This is a genomic window from Xanthomonas sp. BRIP62415 (genome assembly GCF_003993515.1).
Lineage (GTDB): Bacteria > Pseudomonadota > Gammaproteobacteria > Xanthomonadales > Xanthomonadaceae > Xanthomonas > Xanthomonas euroxanthea.
On sequence record NZ_QEZH01000037.1, the window covers coordinates 39,844 to 60,664 of the forward strand.

At 65.6% G+C, this 20,821-nt stretch carries 15 protein-coding genes and 1 pseudogene; 8 read left to right on the top strand and 8 right to left on the bottom strand.

The features are described 5' to 3' along the window. Positions 1-10: 10 nt before the first annotated feature. Positions 11-1,345, top strand: coding sequence for an XVIPCD domain-containing protein (locus tag EO141_RS19565; RefSeq protein ID WP_127170033.1), 1,335 nt, complete (start codon positions 11-13; stop codon positions 1,343-1,345). Positions 1,346-1,386: 41 nt separating this feature from the next. Then, complete coding sequence (locus EO141_RS19570) at positions 1,387-1,659, top strand: hypothetical protein (RefSeq protein WP_127170034.1); 273 nt, start codon at positions 1,387-1,389, stop codon at positions 1,657-1,659. Positions 1,660-1,753: 94 nt separating this feature from the next. On the opposite strand, the gene EO141_RS19575 is transcribed toward EO141_RS19570, so the two are convergent. The 3 genes from EO141_RS19575 to EO141_RS19585 all read right to left on the bottom strand — a co-directional run bounded on the left by EO141_RS19575 (position 1,754) and on the right by EO141_RS19585 (position 3,889). Next, positions 1,754-2,383: a DUF2306 domain-containing protein gene (locus EO141_RS19575; RefSeq protein WP_241236709.1), complete on the bottom strand. Its 630-nt coding sequence runs from the start codon at positions 2,381-2,383 to the stop codon at positions 1,754-1,756. A 161-nt stretch (positions 2,384-2,544) separates the two neighbouring features. Then, positions 2,545-2,874, bottom strand: a complete 330-nt coding sequence (locus EO141_RS19580; RefSeq protein WP_164739335.1) for a hypothetical protein — start codon at positions 2,872-2,874, stop codon at positions 2,545-2,547. 118 nt (positions 2,875-2,992) lie between these two features. After that, positions 2,993-3,889: a pseudouridine synthase gene (locus EO141_RS19585; protein WP_127170172.1), complete on the bottom strand. Its 897-nt coding sequence runs from the start codon at positions 3,887-3,889 to the stop codon at positions 2,993-2,995. 362 nt (positions 3,890-4,251) lie between these two features. Between EO141_RS19585 and EO141_RS19590 the strand changes: the two genes are divergently transcribed. From EO141_RS19590 to EO141_RS21770, 6 genes and pseudogenes are all read left to right on the top strand, one after another. Continuing rightward, a complete protein-coding gene (locus tag EO141_RS19590) occupies positions 4,252-5,088 on the top strand; it encodes a restriction endonuclease (RefSeq protein WP_127170036.1) in 837 nt (278 codons plus the stop codon). A gap of 62 nt (positions 5,089-5,150) precedes the next feature. Further along, positions 5,151-6,182, top strand: coding sequence for a ParA family protein (locus tag EO141_RS19595; RefSeq protein WP_127170037.1), 1,032 nt, complete (start codon positions 5,151-5,153; stop codon positions 6,180-6,182). Between the two features lie 5 nt (positions 6,183-6,187). Next, the gene (locus EO141_RS19600; protein WP_127170038.1) at positions 6,188-6,880 is read left to right on the top strand and encodes a hypothetical protein; all 693 of its coding nucleotides are present in this window, start codon (positions 6,188-6,190) and stop codon (positions 6,878-6,880) included. A gap of 126 nt (positions 6,881-7,006) precedes the next feature. Continuing rightward, positions 7,007-7,339 carry a hypothetical protein gene (locus tag EO141_RS19605; protein ID WP_102255212.1) on the top strand — a complete coding sequence of 111 codons (333 nt, stop codon included), beginning with the start codon at positions 7,007-7,009 and terminating at the stop codon, positions 7,337-7,339. 577 nt (positions 7,340-7,916) lie between these two features. Next, entirely contained in the window at positions 7,917-8,171 is a 255-nt protein-coding gene (locus EO141_RS19615; protein ID WP_127170039.1) for an antitoxin, read from the top strand. Further along, a pseudogene (locus EO141_RS21770) lies at positions 8,171-8,281 on the top strand (type II toxin-antitoxin system RelE/ParE family toxin); the annotation flags it as partial. The gene EO141_RS19615 and the pseudogene EO141_RS21770, both read left to right, overlap by 1 nt. On the opposite strand, the gene EO141_RS19625 reads toward EO141_RS21770, so the two are convergent. The 5 genes from EO141_RS19625 to recC all read right to left on the bottom strand — a co-directional run bounded on the left by EO141_RS19625 (position 8,279) and on the right by recC (position 20,434). Further along, on the bottom strand, positions 8,279-8,653 hold the full coding sequence (locus tag EO141_RS19625; protein ID WP_232099354.1) for a hypothetical protein: 375 nt from the start codon (positions 8,651-8,653) through the stop codon (positions 8,279-8,281). The pseudogene EO141_RS21770 and the gene EO141_RS19625 sit on opposite strands and share 3 nt — an antisense overlap. 351 nt (positions 8,654-9,004) lie before the next feature. Further along, positions 9,005-10,060 carry a virulence RhuM family protein gene (locus tag EO141_RS19630; protein ID WP_127170041.1) on the bottom strand — a complete coding sequence of 352 codons (1,056 nt, stop codon included), beginning with the start codon at positions 10,058-10,060 and terminating at the stop codon, positions 9,005-9,007. A gap of 138 nt (positions 10,061-10,198) precedes the next feature. Continuing rightward, positions 10,199-12,613 (bottom strand): exodeoxyribonuclease V subunit alpha, encoded by a 2,415-nt coding sequence (gene recD / locus EO141_RS19635; RefSeq protein WP_127170042.1) that lies wholly within the window; start codon positions 12,611-12,613, stop codon positions 10,199-10,201. 223 nt (positions 12,614-12,836) lie between these two features. Beyond that, positions 12,837-17,033, bottom strand: a complete 4,197-nt coding sequence (recB, locus tag EO141_RS19645) for an exodeoxyribonuclease V subunit beta (RefSeq protein WP_241236699.1) — start codon at positions 17,031-17,033, stop codon at positions 12,837-12,839. After that, positions 17,030-20,434 (bottom strand): exodeoxyribonuclease V subunit gamma, encoded by a 3,405-nt coding sequence (gene recC, locus EO141_RS19650; RefSeq protein ID WP_127170043.1) that lies wholly within the window; start codon positions 20,432-20,434, stop codon positions 17,030-17,032. The genes recB and recC overlap by 4 nt, the downstream gene beginning before the upstream one ends. Between the last annotated feature and the right edge of the window lie 387 nt (positions 20,435-20,821).

Here is a 20,821-nt window from a genome sequence, read left to right on the forward strand (position 1 = left end):
GAGGTGATGCGTGCCAGGACTGACACAAGACGATCTTAGGATTCTTTCGGCCTATGCGCGGCAGGAAAACCGCGAGCTGTATTGGAACTACCTCGCCCACAAGGACGGCAACGATGGCTACGGCCTGCTTGCCTTGGGTGTGGTGCGCAACGACAACGCTCCCGGAGCGACCGCAAACATCTTCGCCGACAACCGCGCACGCGATGGCGGCGTCCGGATGAGCGAGCGCGAATGGAACCAGTTTGGCGTCGACCTCATGCGGCGCGATCTGGACGAACGCCGGGGCCAACTGGATGCCGGGCACCCGGACCTGGCGCTCAATCTCCCGGTCCGGGACGTGCAGGACGTGCATGACCGTACCTTCCAAGCCCACCAGATCGATCCCAATGCCTGGACGCCACGCGAGTTTCTGCAAGCCGCACGGCGCCATGGCGGTGAAGGTGAAGCAGAACAGGCCTGGACCATGATGCTGGACAACAAGGCCCTTGGCTTGTCGCGCATGCGCGCGACCAGTTGGGACACCATGCATACCTACAACGACCAGAACCTGGATGCGGCGGCATACATGGGCCGCATGGCTGGGGCAAGGACATTGGCGACCCAGGCACTGCCCAATACGGATCCAGACCGGATTGGAGCGGTCAGTTCTTATGCGCTATACGACGCGCGCTCAAAACAGTGGACCCAGGTGACCACAAGCGGGGAGGTGCCCACATCTCAACCCATTCGAGATGCCCACCAACTGCAGGAGCTCAACGACACGCGCCAACTCAGGTTGGACCGGCAGGAGCTGAGGCGCGAGTTCCATCCCGATGACCCGTACCGGAACCTGCCGATCGTCCGCAGCCCTTACCTGTTGTCCGACAACACGCCGTCCAATGCGCAGGAACAGGCAACGCAAGTGGCGGCCGCCGCGTCCGTCACCACGCCCGATCAACCCGGTCACCCACGATTCGCATTGCACCAGCAGTGCAGCGCTGGAGTCGATGCACTGGACCGCCAACTCGGGCGCCAAGCTGACCAGCGCAGCGCATGCATGACCGCCAGCCTGACCGCCCTGGCGGCTGCCAATGGGCTCGACCGTGTGGACCACGTGTTGCTGAGCAAGGCCGGGAGCGAAGCACAGGCGGGTCAACATGTGTTCGTCGTCCAGGGCGATCCAGGCAACCCGGCGCATCTGCGCGCGCATATGCCAACGGATCAAGCGGTCACGACGCCAGTGGAAACCTCGTTCCGCGAACTGGCGCAGATCGATCAGCGCCAACAGTTGCAGCAGCAAAACGCGCAGACGCTGGCTCAGCAGCAAGACGCACCAACGCACGGTGCGCGCACACTCGGCATTTGATGCCGGTCGTTGAAATGGATCACCGTAGCGAGCAAACGCACATGAGCGACAACGCCGATTTGGAAAAGCGACTCTTTGCCGCAGCGCTTTACGAGCTGCGACTGCTTCTATCCAGCTACGTCGACCCCAACGATCAAAGCGCATTGGGAAGCGCCGCGTGGATTGCGTACCGGCTGCATAACCAGGCACTTGCTACGCTCGCAGGGCAACCATTCGATGTAGAAAGCGCGCTAGATGGACTAGAGAAACTGGAGCCAGCGCTTGGCAAAGAGCGCATGGAGCAGTTCCGCTGCGCAGTCTTCAATCAGGTCTGACACTTCGGCAACTGCTGGATCGACGCGAGCGGATCAGTGATCGACCTGAGGTGCTTTAGGGCCTAGCCTGCGCTTCGCGCAGCGGAACCGTTTTTCAGCCGGCGTCGATGCGGAAGTCGGCGCCTCGCACGTTCCGGCGCACAATGCCGACGATCCCGTCCCCCATTATGTGAATCAGCAACGGCACCGCCCAACTGGCCCATAGCAGCGCCGCGATCGTATCGGGCGATGGCGTCACCCCGGCACCGACCGCTGCATAGAGCACCACACGGAACATGACCGGCGCCAGGGTCACCAGATACGCCCGTACCATCCAGCGCCGGTGCCGGACCACCTGCCCGCGGCGGATGGCCACCAGGCCGACGGACGCCACTACCAGCCACGCCGCTTCCGTCGCCGCGAAGGCTACGCGGATGACCATCGGCGCTGGCGAGGTGGCAATCAACCCGGTGGCGCCCACCATCGCCACCAGCATGCCGGCGAAATAGGCCCGCCCCACCCAACGGTGCACCCATGCGTGCCTGCGCCAGCGTTGCGTGACGAACTGCAGCGTGCCCAGTGCAATGCCGGCGGCGCCGCCACCCAGATGGCACCACAGCCAGCCGCGCCGGGTCAGGAACATGGCGTATGCCGGCGAGTCCAGCGCGGCGTACTTCAGGTACACGTGGCGCACGAACTCGGCCGTTAACGCGGCCAGCGCAAGCCACAGCAGCGCCCACGCCATGCGGGCGACCAGCCTGCCACCAGCAACCGCAACACCGTCGCGCATTGGATCGACCCGCATGCCCCGCTCCTTCGGCCAGCCGGCTCTCGGCAGCGGCACGCTAGCATGGACACGTGACAGGAGCGCTGGCGCAGATCCTGGGAGCGATGCGGGACGAAGGCTTAGGCGTGCCGCTGCACGCCATGCGGCACCGGGTCCCGCCACTCGCTGCCGAGCCGCTGCTCATAGATTTCGTCCACGACACCACGCGCTGCACGGGCGGCATTGAAGATGCTCTCGCCCAGCACCGACAGACTGGTGGCATCCAGCGGCTTGCCGCTGCACACCGCCACCATGTCGCTCTGCGCGGTGATCGTGCGCAGCAGCGTGTGGAACTGGTCGATCTGCTGCAGGGTGACGCCGAAGGTGAAGGGCTTTTGGTGCGGTTGCAGCTTCGCCGCTGGCGTGGCGCGTCGCCGAGCGGTAGTCGAAGGGGCTTTCGAAGCAGTCATGGCGTCCATCCTCGACGTGAGCGGACGGGATGTCCGCAAAGCCAGCGTAACGCGCTCTTTCGGATATCTGAAAACCAGATATTTCGCCTGGATTTCTAGCGAAACGGAGGCTCGCGTCTCAAGCCAATTTTGTCGGTTCGACTGTCGCGGTGAAGAGCCGAGGATCACCGGTGATCGGATCATCGAACGCCAACGTATGCGCGAACAACTGCAGCGGCCGTTCCGGATCATCGGGCCGCTGATCTTCCAGCTCTGGATAGAAGCGGTCATGCAGGATCGGCGCGCCCAGGGCGGCCATATGCACACGCAATTGATGCTTGCGCCCGGTGACCGGCTCCAGCCGATACGTCCACATGTCTGCGCCGCGCACGACCACATCGATCACCGTCTCGCTGTTCGGCTCGCCCTCACCCTCGCGCATGCGGAAGAACGGCTCGCCCGGCTCCAGCCGGCTGCGATGCACATACGGAAACGCCAACCCCGGCAACGGCGGCGCCACAGCCAGATAGTGTTTGCGGATACGCCGCTCCCGGAACAGCGCCTGGTAGATCCCTCGCGTGGACGGGTTGGCCGAGAACAACACCAATCCCGCGGTGTCGCGATCGATACGGTGCAGCGGCACCAATGCGGGGTTATCGAAACGCCGCGCCAAACGGGTCAACAGCGTCTGGTACACGTACGCACCAGCTGGCACCACGGGCAGGAAATGCGGCTTGCAGGCCACGACAACATGCGCGTCAGCATGCACCACGGTTTCCGTCGCCGTGATGATCGGCTCATCCGCCACTTCGCGGAAGTAATAGATCTCCGCACCAAGCCGATACGGCGCAGCGATATCCAACGCCTGCTGCTGCGCATCCAGTACGCGCCCACGCGCGAAGCGATCACGCCACGTGTCAGCACCAACGACCGGAAAGCACGCACACAGCGCCTCCCACACCGTGTGCCAGGGGCCGGACGGGAGCTGGAACTGGCTGGCAGGAGTGCCATCGAGGGTCGGGCGAGGAGCAGACATGGCGACAGCAGAAGCGCATTCAAGCAGATGGGCTGGGATCGTACCTTGTGGCGTCGATTCTCTGCGCAGTGATGTAGCGGCTCTCAATACGAGAAAGAGAATTTTGAGCGCTGCGCATTGCATGCATTACTGGAGAGCGCGCACAGCGACCACTACCGCAGCCCGCTTTATCGCGTTGATTGGCATGCGGTCGCGCTAAACAACGCACAAGCGAACTCAAGCTTTGGCGTAAAGAACACACCTGTTTGCGTGCGCACGCGTCGTGCCGAGCGTTGATGAGCTATTGATCGCAACGGCGCGCATGGTCTGCTGACAAAACTCGTTTCAACGGCTATGTTCAAACCGGGAACGGGGGTTCTGGCATGGGACGCAGAAAGAAACAGGGTGGGTTCGAAGCGCTAGCCGCATTGCCGTGGCCGGTTGGCTTCGTGATGGGAATCGCTGCGTATCTGGTGGTGCGCTACGGCATCGGCTGGTGGTTCTCTCACCAGGGCGGAATGTTGTCGCAAGGCTTCGCACAGCAATCGAGTGGAATGTTGGCGCCATTGGCGTGGACGCTGCTCGGCGTCTGCTGGCTTGCCGCGCTGTTCTCCTACCTGGGCACACGCAGCCGGCGGCGCTTTCTGGAAACGCGCACAACGCTGGAGAGCTTGGCCGCCGGCGGCTGGCGCCAGTTCGAACTATTGGTGGGCGAAGCATTTCGCCGCCAGGGCTACAGCGTCGAAGAAACCGGCCTGGGCGGCGCCGACGGCGGCATCGACCTGATCCTGCGCAAGGACGGCCGCCGCACGCTGGTGCAATGCAAGCAATGGAAGCGCCAGCAGGTTGGCGTCAGCGTGGTGCGGGAGATGTACGGCCTGCTCGCGCACCATCAAGCCCACGCGGTCAAGATCGTCTGCATCGGTACCTGCACGAAGGACGCAGAGCGGTTTGCTGAAGGTAAGCCGATTGAGTTGATTGGCGGCGAGCAACTGCTGGGAATGATTCGAGCCGTGCACCTACACGCTGCAGAGCAGCTGACACCAGAAGCTGCGCGCTTCGAACCCGTCCTTGCTTTCACAGAGTCGAATGCCTCTACAACTATTGCCACCCCAAGCTGCCCTCGCTGCGGCAGTGCTCTTGTGCATAGAAGGAACCGGCGTACTAGTGTGGATTTTCTAGGTTGCAGCCAGTTCCCAAAGTGCAGAGGAACAGCGTAAGTAAACCTGACTATTTTTTCAAATCCCGTTTTTCTCTGCAGTTAAATCCACAGGCATTTTGAATGACTAAGATTATTTCACTTTATAATAACAAAGGTGGCGTTGCCAAGACTACCACTCTGTTCAATCTGGCAGTCTATGCCGCCAAAGAGAGAAACAAGAAAGTACTTCTAGTGGACTGCGATCCACAGTGTAATACCACGGAATTATTCTTCTGCTCTTCCGATCAAGTCGATGAGCCAGATATAAGGTTGCCCGGGACGTCAATTTATGACGCCTTGCGTCCACGATTCGAAGGCGACTCGTCGAAGATTGACGCCTCACGGGTTGAGCTAGCTAGCTCCCCAATTTACGAAAGCTTGTACTTACTCAGGGGCGACATCAATTTCTCAAGGGCTGAACAGTTTTTTGCCACGGCAGTTGCGCAAGCCATTACTGAATCAATTCACGAGAAAAACACATATGCAGTGATGGGGCGCTTACTGCGCGACCTTGGAAAACTACATGACTTTGATTACATCTTATGCGATGTCGGGCCTAGTGCAGGATCCATAACTCGAATGGTTATTCTTTCCTGCGACGGTATCTTTATACCGACCGCACCCGACCGCTTTTCTTATCAGGCTATCCAAGGAATGGGAGCGATTATGAATGAATGGCTCGAACGACATCGTGCAATAATTTCGACTTTCGCACCCTTTGGCCTCCAAGCGAGTCACATTGAGCCGTCTTTCTATGGGGCTATAATTAATAACTACAAGATTCATCGTGCGGGAAAAAAGAAGGGCTCCTATCTAAAATGGGAGGGCCTAATCAAAGATGGCATCATTTCCAATCTTCTCGGAAATAAAGGCTTGAAACCTGCGAATCAAAGTGCTTTATCGCAGCCTTTTGTCGCATCCATTCGCGATGTGGGACCAATGGCGCCGGTGGCACAAATGGTCGGTAAAGCAATTTTTGATATAGGGCAGAGAGATACAGAACTAGCATCTTCAGATGGTGACTACTATAGAGGTGCGGTGTGGGCTGATTGGGTTGACCGAATGAGAGAATACAAAGAAGAGATTTGTAAAATTTTCGACGCGATCGGATAACCTTCATGACAATCCCTTATACATTCGTCGCCTTGCTTGATGTACTAGGTTATCGAAATAAAATCGAAGCTGACAGGCAAAGTGCCTCAGAGAATTTTAAGACCAGCCTTGAGGCAGCCCTAGCCTTCCTGAGTGGACTTAACGAAACTGAGATTAGCTATCAGGCAATCAGCGATACGTTGATAATAGCGAATCACCCTAGCGCCCCTTTTGGGGATTTGCTCACAACATTAAAACGCGTTCATTTGGCATTTTTACAACAGGGTCTTTTCTTGCGTGGCGGAGTTGCATTTGCTCCTCATTTCAAGTCAGGCCCAATAACTTACAGCCACGCGCTACCAGTTGCTTATCAGCTAGAGCAGAAGCAAGCCATCTACCCTCGAATTGTGATTGATTCAAACATAATCCAAATGTTTTCGGAGGGAGGAAAGCTTTCTGGAGAAGCGCAGAACATTCAAAACGAAATGATGATTTGCGTCGAAAACGGCGTGTATTTTGTTAACGTAGCGAGTGGTCATACAGAAGATTACTACAACTTGGCAAAAGCCATTTACTGTAATGAGGAGATATTACTGCATGGCCACGAACACGAACTAGCCAAGCATCGCTGGCTCCAAAATTACATTTCGTCCGTTTCACCTGAGCCGAGGGATCCATACATCAAGGGACTCGAAATTTTCTCACTTGCACATGTGTAGTGGTAACAGGGTCAAGTTGACTTTTCTCATCAGCGCTCACGTTCGAAGGCCTGTTCGGGCACACCTTGACCTCCCATACATCCCCCACCCGCCATCCTCGTTCCAGACTCAACTGGAGAACACACGATGATGAAGTGGATGGGTACCGCGCTGGCCGCGGCATTGCTGGTGAGCGGTTGCGCCAAGGTGGAGGGCGAGAAGTTCGTCGGCCACTGGGTCAATGTGCAGACGCAGGAAGAGACGATGGACATCGAGCGCAATGGCGAGACCTTCATGGTCCGCAGCACCACGCCGAAGTTCTTCAGCCGCAAGCCCAAGACCGAGAGCTACCCGGCGGTCTACAAGGACGGCGCGCTGCAGGTCACCAACGATGGCGAGACGGTGAACTTCGCCATCGACGCGGCCAACGGCCACCTCAACACCGGTGGCGAGCAGTACCAGCGCGTGCCGGCCAAGTAAGCCCGCCGCTGTCGCCAGCGCCCGCGTGCAGACCTTCCCCGTCGCACGCGGGCGTTTGCGTTTGTGGCCCTGCCGGCCGCGCCGGGGGGCTACTGGTGCACGCTGCGTCGCGCAGACGCCGGGCCGGACACACCGCCCGTCGCCCGGCCTTGCGCTGCCGCTGCCATTCCACCCCGCGCAAGCCGTACAGTGCGCAGGCACGCCAGGGTCATGGCGCTGCCCGACCGATCAATCCAGCAACTACGAGGGTGTCATGAGCAAGGGGATGGACCAGAAGAAGAGCCAGAAGAAAGAGCCGACCAAGACGCTGAAGGAAAAGCGCGCGGCCAAGCAGGAAAAGAAGGGCAAGTAAGCCGCCCGGCCTGCCAGACGGCAGACGAGGTCAGGCGCAGGCCTGACCTCGCGTTTTTTAGGCGTGGCGCGTGGCGCTGAACGTTGGCCTGTGAACCCAGCCTGTCAGATTCTCTCAATCGCTACTGACATGGCCTGCGTAGCGCCCCGACGCGCTGTTGACCGAACAACGGGCCGGCCAGACCGGCTGTGCTAATGTGGGTTTGTGCGGAATTCGGAGCGCGTCATGAGCCGTTTGACCATCGACCTAAGCGATCAGCAGCACCAGAGCCTGAAGGCGCTGGCGGCTTTGCAAGGCAAGACCATCAAGCAATACGCCCTTGAACGCCTGTTCCCTGGCGATATAAACGCTGATCAGGCATGGCATGAGTTGAAAAGCCTGCTTGGGGGGCGTGTCGAGGAGGGCCTTGTCGGCAACGTGTCTACCAAGAGCATCAGCACCATCCTGGATGAAGAATTGGCCGAGGGCCGTCGCGGCTGATGCACGGCTACGTCCTCACCGACGCAGCCGAAGCCGATCTGCGCAGGATCATCCGCTACACCTCGGCACGCTGGGGCCAGCCGCAGGCTCGCCGATACATCGCAGACCTATCGAGGCGTGATCTCGATGATGTTGGATGTAGCAGTCTTCAGCGACGTCATATCGGCTGAGGTGGTTTTACTCTTTGATTCCTGCTGCTCCCGATAACGTATAAATGGGTGTACTCCGACCGAGTAATTGCGCCCAGGCATGATCTGGTAACTCAATGACAGATTGATCGTCCTGACGATTGACTGCCCCGGCTTCAAGACAAGAGATGGCGTGGAACCTCGGACGTTATGCACATAGATGCCGCGATAGTCGACAGGGCTGCCGTCCTCTTGCATGACCTTGAACAGATTGGTCTGCAACACCCCGCCTTTGTCTACGTCTGGAACATACGAGGCAGGTAGCTCGATGGGCTGGTCACCTGCGTTGGCCATCGTGACTGAGACGGATGCTCCAGCTGTCGCTGTATGCGCTGCCTGTCTGTTTTGGAGTCTGATCTCCAGCCTCCCAGCCGCAGTCGCGCTGGAGCAGGCTGACAGCGCGAGATTCCCAAGAACCCATATCGCCTTCATCATTCACCTCTTACGCGCAAGCGCTTCTTTGTCGTCAGTTCTCATGCCATCTCTCCGGCTTGGGGTACGAGCCCTGGACGGGCGGAACCACCGTGGCGGGCGACTCCTGGGCAGACGCTAGTCGCGATTCATCCTCGGAGCGATCTTTCAATCCAACGTGCACTATCGCGCGCGGTTGGGGACCTGACGCTTTGGCGCTTCCCACATCACCGTCTAGCGCAAGTCCTCGTCGGCACCGTCCACCCGGTCTCCTGCATCAAGCTGCTGCAACACGCGATCGAAATCGCTCACGAACAGCTGGTCCTGCACGATGCGGTACTTTTCGAACTCGCTTTCCGCATGCGCTTTGGCGATCTCGGCGGTGACGCGCCCTGCGTCCTGCAACACCTGCCGGTCGGTTGCTTCGATGAAACGATTCAGACGTGTTTCCCAATCCTGCATGGTCATCGGAATCTGCCGCAGTGCCATGTCCTCGGCCAGGTCCAGATAGGCCGATACGAGGCGTTGCAACTGCGCCATCTCGCCGGTGGTCAGGTAGTTCTTGGCAACCGCCACGTCGAACTTCTGGATCTTCCCGCGCGGTGCATCGGCCCAGGTGGTCAGGCCCATGTGCTGCTTGCCGGCATCGGCTCGGTGGTAGACGACTTCTGCTGCGGTTTGCCCGTGGATGGCCCAGTGCAGCTTGTTCTGCACTGTGGCGAAGAACCGCTGGGTTGCCTGCGCGGTGGCATCGTAGTCCAGGGCGGTGGCGTAGATGTCGGTGATCTTCTGGTAGAACTTGCGCTCGGAGAGACGGATCTCGCGGATGCGCTGCAACTGCTCTTCGAAGTAGCGCTTGCCGAGCACCGTGCCGTCATTCTTCAGGCGCTCATCGTCCATCGCGAAGCCCTTGATCGTGAAGGACTCGATGATGGTGGTGGCCCACTTGCGGAACTGCACCGCGCGCTCGGAATTGACCTTGTAGCCCACGGCAATGATGGCCGCGAGGTTGTAGTGCTTGGTGTCGTAGCTCTTGCCGTCGGCGGCAGTTATTCGAAAATTTCGAATAACTGCATCTGGCTGTAACTCGTTGTCAGCGAACACCTTTTTCAGGTGGTAGTTGATGGTGTGGGTTTCGACATCGTAGAGCTGGGCCAGCATCTTCTGCGTCAGCCAGACGTTTTCGTCGGCATACGCCGCCTGCACGCCGCCCTCGCCTGCGGCGGCCACGAAGGTCAGGTATTCGGCCGCCGACGAGCGGACGAGCGAAATTTCATGCTTTTTCGCCATTGATGCCTCCCATGCTGGCGATACCGCACAACCAGTTTTTCTTCGTCCATGATGCTATCCGGGCATGCCCGGTGATGGTGATAGGCGAAAGTGCCGTTCTGCCGTAAGTGATGTTGCCATTGCGCCGGCTCGCGTCCATCAGAACAACGACCCCTGCACAGGCAACGCAGTGGATGGTTCTGTTGCTTGCTTGGCGGGTGCCGCCTGCTGCTGCGCACCCAACCGCCACGCCAAACCCGAGATGCGCGCGGCGTGCCGGGCGAGCGCGCTGCGGATGACCGCTTCGCTGCCGGCCAGGTGCAGGGCGCGGCGGGCGCGGGTGATGCCGGTGTAGAGCAGTTCGCGGCTGAGCACGCGGGCGTCGCGGGTGGGCAGTTGCAGCCAGACGGTGTCGAACTCGCTGCCCTGGGCCTTGTGCACGGTCATGGCGAAGGCGCTTTCGTGCGCGGGCAGTGCGGCGGGGTGGAAGCCACGCACCTGACCGTCGCCGTCGCCTTCGAACCAGGCGACCAATGGGCCCTGGGCACGACTGTCGGTGCCTGGGGCGTGGCGGTTGGCGGTGGCGGCGGACTGGCCTGGCGGTGAAGACGGGCCTTCGTCGCTGCGCCCCGAAAAGGGACTCGCATCGCTTCGCAGGCAGATGCCGACGTCGCCGTTGAACAGGCCGTGGCGGTAGCTGTTTTCGGTGATCAGCAGCAAACGGCCCTGGAACCAGGGCGAGGCGCTGCCGAGACGGCGGGCGCCGGAGCCGGTTTCGGCCAGCAGTTGTTCGATACGGGCGTTGAGGCCGCGTGCGCCCTGCGGGCCGGCGCGCACGGCGGTGAGCAGGCGCAGGCGCGCGGCATCGCGCAGGGCGGCGGCCGGGTCGTGCGCGTCGGCCAGCGCGCGCCAGTGGGCGAGCAGTGCGTCGCGGCCCAGGGTGAGCGGGTCTTCGCCGTCTTCGTGGAAGTGCACGCCGGCCAGCTCGCCGCTGCGCAGCAGGGCCAGGGCGGTGTCGGCATCGCCGGCGCGCACGGCGTCGGCCAACGGGGCCAGTGCGAAGTCGTGCGCCTGGCGGTAGCCGCGCAGCAGGTGCACGCGGTGGCCGGCCAGGCCGCCGCTGTGGGTGGCGGCGGGCGTGGTGTCGCCGGGCGCGTTGCCGAGCAGCGGTTGCAGCGCCTGTGCATCCTGCGGCTGCAGGGTATCGCCGGGGCCGGCAGCCTGCAGGATGGCGGCGAGCACGTCGCCGGCTTCCACCGAGGGCAGCTGGTCGGCATCGCCGAGCAGGATCAGCTGGGTGCCGTCGGCCACGGCTTCCACCAGCTTGCACATCAGCGGCAGGTCGACCATGGAGGCCTCGTCGACCACGATCAGGTCGAACGGCAGCGGGTTGTCCGCGTTATGGCGAAAGTTCGGGGAATCGGGAATGACACCGAGCAGGCGGTGGAGGGTGCTGGCGCCGGTGGGGAGGAGGGAGTTCCAGGTTGACGGCTGGCCCTCACCCGCCCTTCGGGCACCCTCTCCCGCTTGCGGGAGAGGGGAAACAGCGGGGTTTGCTGGCTCTGGCGTTTGATGGAGAGAGGAAGCGAAGGGGTTCGGTGGCTCTGTCGCTTGATGGGGAGGGGAGGCGACGGGGTGCGGTGACGGCTTCGCTTGCCCGGGCGCGGCTGCCGCGGGAGTGGGTGCGAGCTGGATGCCGTCGGCGATGGCGCGGGCAACGGCCAGGCGCAGGCTCTCGGCCATGCGCTCGGCGGCGCGGCCGGTGGGCGCGGCCAGGGCGATGCGCGGTGCCGGGGTGTTGGAGGCGTGTGCCTGAGCGATGCGCAGCAACAGCAGGCGGGCGATGGTGGTGGTCTTGCCGGTGCCGGGGCCGCCGGTGACCAGCAGCAGGGTGCGGCGCAGCGCCAGGGCGGCGGCCTGGGCCTGGCGGTCCTGGTGGTGGGATGGGGCCGGTGGGTGCGTGCCGTCTTGGTAGACGGATGGCGCGGGCGGGGCCGTGCCCTCTTGGTGGACAGATGGCGCGGGCAGGCCCGTACCCTCACCCGCCCTTCGGGCACCCTCTCCCGGGGGGAGAGGGGTTGGGTCCACGGGGTGAGTGGCTGGGGTCGGGTTTGGGAATAGTTGTGCGAATAGCGGGGCCAGCGTGGCGGCGTCGAAGGGCGGCGGCGACTGGGCGGCGATGCGTTGCAGGCCCAGCGCCAGGCGGCGTTCGTACTCGCGGTAGCGGCGCAGGTAGAGCAGGCCGTGTTCCAGGACCAACGGGCAGTCGGCGGCGGCGGGGTCTTCCGGAGCCGGCTGGTCGACCCAGCGCGAGGCGGCCAGGGTGCGCTGCCAGTCGGCGAGGTCCGGCAGTGCGGGCGATGGGCCCTCGCGCGCGTCCAGCAGCATGGCGGCGCGGGCGGGGTCCAGCCCTGCGTGGCCGCTGGTGACGGCCAGCGAGGCGAGCGCGGCGCCGGCCAGGACCTGGGGGTCGGTGTCCGGGGCCAGGCGTTGCAGGCTTTGCGCGAGCGCCAGATCCAGCGGGCGTAGCGCGTCGGCCTTGATCAGGGCGCTGAAGAGGTTTGGCTGGTTCATGGGGTGGACGCCTGCAGGGCGGAGGCGCCGCGGGCGAGTTGTCGATCGGCACATTTCTGACCCTGCACGACACCCTCACCCCGGTCTCCGCTGCGCATCCCGGCCCGCGCGGCGTGGCGCAGGCACTGCCCGGCACGCGCGCCATGGCGCGCAAGCGGTGTGTGCTCGCCCCGAGGGGCGCGCGGCTTGCGCACAGCGCTGGGCGGGAGTGCGGTCTGTTGGGTCATGGCTCGGATGCTTCGGCGGCGGACCTGCCCTCACCCCAACCCCTCTCCCGGGGGGAGAGGGGCGCTTGCCCGTCGGGGGAAAGGGGCGCTGCTGCGTTGCTGGACAGGGGCTCGTTGGGATTGCCGGCGAACAGGGCATCCAGGGCCTGGACCAGGGCCGGCTCGAAGCGCCAGGCGTGGATGCCGGGCGCAACGCAGACGGATGCCGCTTGGATGCCGGGTGCGGGCGTCTCGGACATGGCGTCGCTGGCGACGGCGTCGCGCGCAGGGTCGGAGCCGGAGCCGGAATTGGCTGCGGCATTGCGGGCGCGGTCGGCGCCGGGGTTGGCCTCGGCGTCGCGGGCGCGGTCGAAGCCGGGGTTGGCCTCGGCATTGCGGGCACGGTCGGCGCCAGGGTCGGCTGCGGCGTTGCTGGAAGGGTCGGAGCCGGGGTCGGTTGCGGCGCCGCGGGCAGGGTCGGCGCAGGGGTTGGCCTCGGCGCTGCGGGCAGGCTCGAGGCCGGGGCCTGATGCCGGGTTACGGCTGGCGTCCAGGCCGCGGCAGAACAGATAGCGCACGCCGCCGAAGTCGCGGGCGTAGTCGTAGCCATCGCCCAGGCGGAAGCGCAGCCAGCGGTGCAGCGCGACGGTATAGATCAGCGCCTGCAACTCGTACTCGCTGTGCGCCATGGCGCGGGCCAGGGCGTCGGCGTCGTAGCTGGGCAGGCGGTTGGACTTGTAGTCGAGCACGTACCAGCGCCCGTCCACAGTGTAGGTGAGGTCGATCAGGCCGGTCATCAGGCCTTCCAGCCGCTGGCGCGCGCCGAAGGCCTGGCGCTCGCCGACCACGCCAAACCGGTGCAGCAGTGCCAGCAGTGCCTCGACGCGGGTGGGCCGCATGGCGAAGTGGAATTCCATCTCGTTACGGCGCTGCGGCGCGGGCACGGCGGCCAGGGGGGTGCCTTCGGGCAACATCACGGTGAGGGTGTGGCCGATCAGGGCGGTGAGCATGGCCAGGCCGTCGTCCCATTCCTTCTCGACGTAGCCGCCGCGTTGCAGCGCCTCGAGGATGGCGGCGGCCTGCCCTTCGGGTGCGGGTTGGCCGGGCTGCCACGCCTGCCAGGCGGCAAAGTCGCAGCGCTCGAACACGTCGTGCATTACCACGCCGAAGCGGTTGCCGGCAAAGCGCGGGTCGAAGGCGTCGACCTCGGTGGCCACCGCAATCGCCTCGCTGCCGGCCGGCTCGTCGCTGCCACCGCTGCCGACCACGGTGGCGCTGGCCATCGGGTCGCTGGCGGCGCCGGCATCGGCATTGGCCAGCTGGGTGAAGCTGTAGACCCACCAGTCCGGGGCGATATGCCGCTGCGGGGTGCGCGCGGGCGGCACCTGCGCCTCGACCGGCGGCGGCAGCCGCGGCAGGTTGGCCGGCGGCGTGGACGTGTCCACCACCACCGCGCCCTCGCCGGCCGCGCCCCGCAGCGCGTCGAGCGCGCGCAGCATGCCGGACAGTGCGGTGCGCTCGTGCTGGTGGAACGGGCCGCTGGCGATCCACAGCGCGTGCTCGGCGCGGGTCAGGCCGACGTAGAGCAGGCGCGCGTCTTCGGCGCGTTGTTCCTGCTTCCAGGCCGCTTCGGCGGCACTCCAGCTTGGGTCCTCTTTGTCAGTCTTCCAGTGCAGCTGGCGGCCGAGCTCCGGCGCATGCACCACGCAATGGCGGCCGGCGCCCTTGTCGCTGCGGCCGATACCGATGTACGGCAGGAACACCAGCGGATACTCCAGGCCCTTGCTCTTGTGCAGGGTGACGATCTGCACGCGGCGCGCGTCCGATTCCAGCCGCAGTTGCTGGGCTTCGTCGTTGTCGTCGGCATTGGCGATGCGGCGCGACAGCCAGTCGACCAGGCCATGCGGGCCGAGCGCGCGGGCGTCGGCTTCCTGCAGCAGTTCGGCCAGTTGCAGGTAGTTGGTGAGGCGGCGTTCGCCATCGACCAGGGCCAGCAGGCGTTGCCCGTGCGCGGCGCCCAGCTCGCCGACCAGAGCGAGCGGGCCGCCGCGCTGCCAGCGCTCGCGCCAGTCCAGCGCCTGTTGCTGCCAGCGGCGGTGGCGCTCGCCATCGTGTGCAAGCGCGGCGATGGCGGCGGCGTCCGCGCCAATCAGCACGGTGGCCAGGGCGGCGCGCAGGCGGCTGTCGTCACCCGGGTCGAGCAAGGCCTGCAGCAGGGCCAGCAGTTCCAGCGCTTCGTCGGTGGCGAACAGGCTCTGTTTGCCGGCCGCCACGGCGGGGATGCCCACCGCGCCCAGCGCCTGTTGCATGCGCGTGGCCTCGCCGTGGCTGCGCACCAGCACGGCGATATCGCCGGCCTGCACCGGGCGGCCATTGATGGTGGCGGTGCCGTCGCGGCCGCCGGCCAGCCAGCCGCGGATCGCCGCCACGCAGGCGGCGGTGGCCAGCTCGCGGGCGCGGCCGGCGCTCCAGGGTTTGGGCTTGCCTTTCGCAGGCGGCGGCGGTTCCGGCGCACGCCACAGCGTCAGCGCCGGGGCGGCGGCGCCATCGCGTTGCAGGTCGGCATCCGCCCGCTTGGTGCCGGGCTGCACCGGGTGGAAGGCGATGCCGTCGGTGAGGAAGGCGTCGGTGTAGCCGGCCTGTGCGTACAACGCGTCGATGGCCGCCAGCACGCCGGGGCGCGAGCGGAAGTTGTGGCTGAGCGGCGGGGCGAGTTCGGCAGTGACCGCGGCGGCCAGATAGGTGCGCACGTCGCCGCCACGGAAGCCGTAGATGGCCTGCTTGGGGTCGCCGATCAGAAACAGCGCCGGCGCCAGGCCGGCCGCGCGCGCGAGCGGGCCTTCGCCGAACACGTTGGAGAAGATCGCCCACTGGCGGTCGTCGGTGTCCTGGAATTCGTCCACCAGCGCGATGGCGTATTGCGCGCGCAGCCGCGTGACCAGGGCGCCGGCCTGCGCGCCTTCCAGCGCGTGCGCAACGCCATCGACCAGGTCGTCGTAGGTCTGCACGCGGCGCTGGCGCTTGAGCAGTGCCAGCCGCGCGATGGCGTCCTCGCGCAGGGCGTGCAGCAGGCGGATGCGGCGACGCGTGCGCCATTGTTCGACACGCGCCAGCGCGGTGAGATAGCCGTCGATCTCGTGGCTCAGCGGCGAGGCCGGGGTGCGCTCGACGAACTTCTTGTTGGTACCGGCGGCCAGTTCCGCGGCGGTCAGCTTGATCAGCTTGGGATGCGGGGCGGTGTTGACCGATGGCGCGGCGGCGAAGCTGTCGAACCAATGCCACAGCGAGGCCAGCCACTCCGGTTTGTAGCTGACCTTGCTCAGGATGCCGCCGTCGATGGCGGCCATCAGGGCGTCGAAAAACGCGGTGCCATGCGCCTGGAATGCGGCGGCCAGAGCGGTACTGGCGTCCTGCACGGCCTGCAGCAGCGCAGCGGAATCGTCGTTTGTCGTGGCGGCCGCCGGCAGCAGCGTTGGATGGCGCACCAGTGCGCGCAGATCGCTGGCCAATGCCTCCGGGCCGCCCGACCACAACGCGATCAGGTCTTCGGCCATCGCCGCATCGGCGGCGCGCTGGCGCCACAGGTCGGCGGCGACTTCGCCGAGCAGTTCGCGGTCGTTGGCGAGCAGTTCCGGTGCGGCGAAGGCCTGGCCGCTTTCCAGCGCATGCTCGCGCAGCACGCGCGCGCAGAAGCCATGGATGGTGAACACCGCGGCCAGGTCGATTTCTTCCACCGCCTGTTGCAGGCGGCGGCGCAAGGCAGCCGGTGTCTCGGTGCCGGTGGCCAGATGAGTGGCAAGGATGGCCCGGGTGAGCAGGACATCAGGCGCGTCCTGTAGGAGCGGACCTGGCCGCGACGGGTCGTTGGCGAAGTCGGTCGCGGCCGGGGCCGCTCCTACAAGAGCCGATGCGCCATTGGGCGCCGGTGTTGTGGGCAGGTCGGTCGCGGCCGGGGCCGCTCCTACAGAGGCGTTGGGGACCAGGGTTGCGGCCAGGACCAGGCGCTCGCGGATGCGGCGGCGCAGTTCCTGGGTGGCGGCCTCGGTGAAGGTGACGGCGAGGATCTGGCCGATGCGCAGGCCGCGCTCGACCACCAGCCGGGTGAACAGCGTGGCCAGGGTGAAGGTCTTGCCGGTGCCGGCGCTGGCCTCGATCAGGCGCACGCCATGCAGCGGCAGGTGCAGATACGGGTCGGTGACGGGGCTGGCGCTCATTCGGCCTCCTCCTGCGCGCCGTGCCAGTGGCGCCAGCTCTCGACCAGGCGCTGCGGATCCAGCGTGGCGTCGGCGTTGCCGCGCTCGAGCAGGTCGTACACGCGGTGGCTGGTGGTGGCGAACTCGGCGAAGCGCTGTGCATCGGCGAACGGGTCGCGGCCGCGGTTGACCAGGCGCAGTTCCGGGCTGTGCGATTCGCTCCAGCCGAAGCTGGATTGCCACTGCCCGGCGGCCTCCTTGATGGCCTTGTCCAGGTCGTCGCCGCGCGCGGCCTGGTGGTATTTCCAGCTGCTGTAGGGCGCGAACGCCAGCGGCGCCTGCAGGCCGTGCCGATACAGCTGCAACAGTGCGGCCAATGCAGTTTGCGCCTGCGCCTGCGACAGCGGTTCGAGGTCGATGGGATGCGGGCCTAACCCGTCTTCGTGTTCGAAGAAGCGCACATACGGCGCATGCTCGCCGGCAGCGCGCAGCAGCAGCCATTCCAGGCCGTGACGGATCGCGCTGCGGCCGCTGAGCGCGCCGACCTGCACCCGCCCCACCCCGCTCGCATACCAGCCGGGCACGCGGCCGTGCACCTCGACATCGCCGATCTGCACCTGCAGCCGGTGCGACTGCGCCGGCGCCTCGCCGCGCCATTGCAGGAATGCCTCGGCATACGGGCGCAATTGCGCCACCCGCTCATCGAGCTGGCGTCGCCCCAGCGGCCCGGACGGCAGCAGCGCACGCGCGCGCAGGCGCTCGTAGAGCCGGCCGGTGTCGCCGGCCAGTGCGGCGTCGAACACATGCTGCTGCAGGCCGTATTGGTCCAGCCCGCGCGTGGGCGCCAGCAGCGGCTCCAGGTCGCTGTCTTCGCTGGCCGGGTCGGGCAAGCGCATGCCGAGGCGATGGCGCAGGAACTGCCCGGCCGGGTCGGAAAACAGGCGGCGCAGGTCGTCGATCGAGACGCTGCCCGGCACTGCGCTGTCGTCGGCCGGCAACGCACCGGCCACCCACGGCGCGAGCGGCTGGCGCTGGCCGACCAGGCTGTCCACCGACGGTCGCCATTGGCGGCGATAACTGAAACGGCGCGGGTCGGCGCCGTGATCGCCCGGCGCACCGAAGGCGGCGGCGGCGAATGGCTGCAACGGGTGCTCCACCACCAGCGTGGCGATCGCCTGCGGCTCGGCGTGGTACTGCGCGGCGCTGCCCAGCAGTTCGCTGACCAGCACCGACGGTTCGCGCGCGCTGCCATCGCGCGCATCGGCGCCGAGATAGCTCAGGTAGAACACCTCCTGCGCAGAGGCGAACAACTGCAGAAACAGGAACCTGTCGTCCTCGCGGGTTGAACGGTCGCCATGCCGGCGGCGCTCGGTGCCCAGCTCGGCAGTGAGGCGATTGAGCCCGGCGGCCGGGTCGCGGCGCGGGAAATCGCCATCGTTCATGCCGAGCAGGCAGATCACGCGGAACGGCAGCAGGCGCATCGGCACCATGCGGCCGAAGCTGATGCCGCCGGTAAGCAGCGGCGCGCGCGTGTCCGATTCGCCCAGCACCGCAGCGAAGTGCGCGCGCACCACCTCGGCCGGCACCTTGCCAGCGTAGTCGGCGCGCACCGCATCGCGGGCGAACTGGTCGATCAGGCTGCGCAAGCGATCCAGCGCGCGCTGCGCGCGCGGAGCCGACGGCGTCTTCGGAATCAGCTCTTCCAGCAAGCCGAGCAGACGCTCGCGCCACTCGACTGGCGTCATCGCCTTGGCCAATACCGACTGGTGGCGTTCGAGCACGCCCAGCAAGTGCACCAGCGTGTCCAGTGCGGCCAACGCGCTGCCTTCCAGCTGCGGCCAGGGCGCCACGCCCTCGATCTCCTCATCGGCGCCGCTGGCATGGCCGAGCAGCAGCCGGTCCAGTGCGAAGCGCCAGGTGTAGGCATCGTCGCTCGGTGCCTGGTGCTGGTGCCGGTGCGCCGCATCCAGCCCCCAGCGCGCGCCGGCCGCGTGCAGCCAGCCGCGCAGGCGTTCCAGCCCGGCTTCGTCCAGGCCGGCGGCCTCGGCGATCGGCGCGCTGGCCAGCAGGTCGAGAATCTCGTGCAGGCCGAAGCGTGCGATCGGCAGGCCGAGCAAGGTGAGGAACACCTCGGCCAGCGGCTCGCTGGCCAACGGGCTGGCATCGGCCAGCGCATACGGCAGCGCGTCGTCGTTGCCGTGGCTGCCGAACACCGCGTCCAGGTACGGCACGTACGGGTCGATGTCCGGCGACAGCACCGCGATCTCGCGTGGCTGCAGTGGCGGGTCGAAGCGTGGGTCGTCGAGCAAGGCGCGTAGCTGGTCGTGCAGCACCTGCAGCTCGCGCAGCCGCGTGTGGCAGGCATGCACCTGCAGGCTGGGGTCGTGCAGATTCACCGTCGGCAATGCGGCAGGCACGCCTGGCGCGCGGCGATGGAACAGGTCGCTCTGCATGCGGCGCAGCAGGCTGTCGCCCAGGCCGCCGTCGGCCAGTGCGCGGCGGCCGGACTCCAGGGGGTCGGCGTAGACGGCGATCTCCGCCAGCGGATGCACCACCTCGTAATCGCCGACCAATGCCATGAAGTCGCGCCCGGCCGCACCCCAGGCCTGCAGCAGCGGATTCTCTTGCACCTGATCAGTGAACAGCTGCACCGCGCCGTCTTCGCGGCGGCGTTGCCACAGGGTCTGCAGATCGCCCCAGTACCCTTGCGTGGGCGTGGGCAGATAGAAATGCAGCGTGCCCACACGCGCCTGCGTGGCCAGCACGCGCAGCACGTCGGGCGAAATATTCAGGATGGCAAAGGCGAACAGGCGCCTGGGCAAGCCCTGCGGCAGCGGGCCATCCGGGCGCGCGTAGCGATCCAGGTACTGGCCGATGCGGCGCGCGCGGTATTGCCGGCCGGCGGCGATGCTGCGCCACAGGCGCGCCTGCGGATCATCGGGGTCGGCGCCGCCTTCCCAGCGCAGCAACCAGTCGCGTCGCCAGGCCTGGTACTTCTCGAACACGTTGCCCAGCTCGCCGGCCAGTGCCCAGGGCTTGAGCGCATCGCCATCGGACAGATAACCGGCCAGCGGCGCCAATGCCGCATCGCTGCCCAGGTCGGCCTGCAATGCGGCATACAGCCGCCACTGCGTGGTGGCCATGTCCAGATCGTCGTCGGCCGGGCCGAGATTGCACTCCAGCGCGCGCGCGACGAATTCGCCGGGGGTGAGGAATTCCAGGTTGGCCGCCACGCCGTGCTCGGCCGCCAGCGTGGACTGCAGCCAGCGCCGCATCGCCACCTGCGGGATCAGCACCACCTCCGGCTGCAGCAACGGCTGCTCCGGCACCGGCCGGCGCAGCTCCTGGGCGAGCAAGGCGGCCAGCGTATCCAGCGCATTTGACGGATAGAGGCGGAAATCGGGCGCGGAAGTGGCGTGCATGCGTGCGTGCATTGTGCCGGATGCGGCCGTGCTGCGCTGTTTGCCAAGGATCTGCATGCAGCGGTCGGTGCCGATGCCCAGGGCTGTCCTGTGACATGGGCAACTGCTCGGCCGCGCGTGGCGATCGACTGCCGACGCGCGGCAGACCTGAGCAAACCCGACACCGGCACCGGCACCGGCAGGAAAGCAGACAGGCGGACCAGGCTGCACGCTGGCTTCGATGCACTGCGGCCGATGCGCGTGGCGGCCTGTCTACAACCCACCGTCGACCAATGCGCAGCGCAGCACCAACGCCGCCATGCAACACATCCCGCCGGCGGGATCACAAACGCAATGGGCCGGGGTAGTCGCCCCGGCCCATCGCGTTGCTCAGTGCATGACGCTGGA

Coding starts and splice junctions, on each gene's coding strand:
- EO141_RS19580 (WP_164739335.1), bottom strand. CDS start 2,874: ATGACTGCTTCGAAAGCCCCTTCGACTACCGCTCGGCGACGCGCCACG.
- EO141_RS19585 (WP_127170172.1), bottom strand. CDS start 3,889: ATGTCTGCTCCTCGCCCGACCCTCGATGGCACTCCTGCCAGCCAGTTC.
- EO141_RS19595 (WP_127170037.1), top strand. CDS start 5,151: ATGACTAAGATTATTTCACTTTATAATAACAAAGGTGGCGTTGCCAAG.
- recD (WP_127170042.1), bottom strand. CDS start 12,613: ATGAACCAGCCAAACCTCTTCAGCGCCCTGATCAAGGCCGACGCGCTA.
- EO141_RS19625 (WP_232099354.1), bottom strand. CDS start 8,653: ATGGCCAACGCAGGTGACCAGCCCATCGAGCTACCTGCCTCGTATGTT.
- EO141_RS19590 (WP_127170036.1), top strand. CDS start 4,252: ATGGGACGCAGAAAGAAACAGGGTGGGTTCGAAGCGCTAGCCGCATTG.
- EO141_RS19615 (WP_127170039.1), top strand. CDS start 7,917: ATGAGCCGTTTGACCATCGACCTAAGCGATCAGCAGCACCAGAGCCTG.
- EO141_RS19600 (WP_127170038.1), top strand. CDS start 6,188: ATGACAATCCCTTATACATTCGTCGCCTTGCTTGATGTACTAGGTTAT.
- EO141_RS19570 (WP_127170034.1), top strand. CDS start 1,387: ATGAGCGACAACGCCGATTTGGAAAAGCGACTCTTTGCCGCAGCGCTT.
- EO141_RS19575 (WP_241236709.1), bottom strand. CDS start 2,383: ATGGCGTGGGCGCTGCTGTGGCTTGCGCTGGCCGCGTTAACGGCCGAG.
- recC (WP_127170043.1), bottom strand. CDS start 20,434: ATGCACGCCACTTCCGCGCCCGATTTCCGCCTCTATCCGTCAAATGCG.
- recB (WP_241236699.1), bottom strand. CDS start 17,033: ATGAGCGCCAGCCCCGTCACCGACCCGTATCTGCACCTGCCGCTGCAT.
- EO141_RS19605 (WP_102255212.1), top strand. CDS start 7,007: ATGATGAAGTGGATGGGTACCGCGCTGGCCGCGGCATTGCTGGTGAGC.
- EO141_RS19630 (WP_127170041.1), bottom strand. CDS start 10,060: ATGGCGAAAAAGCATGAAATTTCGCTCGTCCGCTCGTCGGCGGCCGAA.